This is a genomic window from Sulfitobacter sp. (genome assembly GCF_041552635.1).
Taxonomy (GTDB): Bacteria; Pseudomonadota; Alphaproteobacteria; order Rhodobacterales; family Rhodobacteraceae; genus Sulfitobacter.
In genome coordinates this window covers 1-1,576 of sequence record NZ_JBFEKM010000351.1, presented here as the reverse complement: position 1 = coordinate 1,576, position 1,576 = coordinate 1, and the positions used below count along the sequence as shown (strand labels likewise).

Annotated in this window: 2 protein-coding genes; both read left to right on the top strand. The window is 52.5% G+C overall.

The features are described 5' to 3' along the window. Positions 1-757: Mu transposase C-terminal domain-containing protein (locus ABYT07_RS20990; protein WP_372993933.1), on the top strand; the 757-nt coding region annotated here is incomplete at its 5' end. Further along, entirely contained in the window at positions 750-1,550 is an 801-nt protein-coding gene (locus ABYT07_RS20985) for an ExeA family protein (protein ID WP_372993932.1), read from the top strand. The genes ABYT07_RS20990 and ABYT07_RS20985, both read left to right, overlap by 8 nt. Positions 1,551-1,576 lie beyond the last annotated feature (26 nt).

Sequence of the window (1,576 nt, the reverse complement as noted above, 5' to 3'; positions counted from 1 at the left end):
TTGCGTTGAAGATGCGTTTCGCGAATCCATCCGGAAACATGGGGTGCCGGAAAGCGTCTACTTCGATAACGGAAAACAGTACCGCAACAAATGGATGGCACGGACCTGTTCAAAGCTCGGGACCCGACTTCTTTACGCTCGCCCTTACTCACCGGAATCGACCGGAAAAGTCGAGCGGTTCAACCGAACCTTTGACGAGTTCCTCCAGGAAGTCAGGCTCGAAGAACCAAAAACCGTCGATGAACTGAACGCCTGGGCGGATATCTGGGTGAAAGAGCGCTACGTTCACAAAGAGCACAGTGCGCTTAACGGCAAGACGCCGTTCGAAGCATTTCGCAGTGAAGCGACACTGATTCGTTCAGTTTCAGCAGAAGAGCTGGCCCATGCCTTTCTCCACGCGGAGACGCGTAAGGTCGACAAATCCGGCTGCATCAGTTTCCAAGACCGAAAATATGAAGTCGGCCTCAATTTTGTCGGCTGCAAAGTGGAAATTACGTTTGATCCGCAGGACACCCGCGAGTTGATCGTCGATTTTCCGGGCTATGACAGCTGGAAAGCGCGGGAAATGGTCATCACGGAGAAGACTGGAAAACGGCCATCGCTGCCGGAGAAAATGACGAAAGAACCTGCCGGTTCGTCGCGTCTTCTGCAAGGTGCCAAAAAAGTGAACGCAGACCGCAAGGCATCCGCCGTCACACCGAGTGTTCCTGCCGTAAGCTTCCGGAACATCGGAAAGGGTGGTGTAGAACATGTTTGAATCGTTCTTTGAGATGAAGGCAACCCCGTTCTCACGCGACATCCCGACTGCCGAACTGTACGAATCGAATCAACTGGAAGAAATCATCGGCCGTCTGAACTATGCCGCAGAAAGACAACTGTTCGCGGTGATGACCGGAGAATGCGGACTAGGTAAGACCACCGCGATCCGGCGGTTCACCGATCAATTGGATCCTTCTCGTTTTAAACTGCTTTATCTTTCAGACTCCAAATTGACACCGCGTCATTTCTACAAAGGCATGTTGGAGCAGCTGGGGCTCGAATCCAAGTTCTACCGGGGCGATGCCAAACGCCAACTACATCGGGAAATCGAACTGATGAAAGGCATCCACAAGCTGACGCCTGTCTGTGTGGTAGATGAAGCTCATCTACTCGACCGGGAGATGTTGGAGGAAGTGCGATTCCTCTTGAATTTCCGAATGGATGCGCAGAGCCCGATGGCGCTCATCATGGTCGGACAGACGGAACTGTGGGATCGTCTTCAGATGCAGTCTTTCGCGGCCATCCGCCAGCGGATTGATATCCAATTCCGGCTGCACCATCTGGACCGTTCAGAGACCGAACAATACATGAACAAACACCTCGCGTATGCGGGCGTCGGAAGAGACATTTTCAGCGAATCCGCGATTGACGAAGTGTTCAGCTATTCGAGTGGCGCATCGCGCCTAATCAACAAATTGGCAACGCACTGCCTCTTATTTGCGGCACAGAATGGAAATCGCATCATCGACGACCGAATGGTGAAGAAAGTGATCGAGGGAGAACTGGCCTAGTCCAGTTCCCCCTCGTTTTCTTCTAT

Coding starts and splice junctions, on each gene's coding strand:
- ABYT07_RS20985 (WP_372993932.1), top strand. CDS start 750: ATGTTTGAATCGTTCTTTGAGATGAAGGCAACCCCGTTCTCACGCGAC.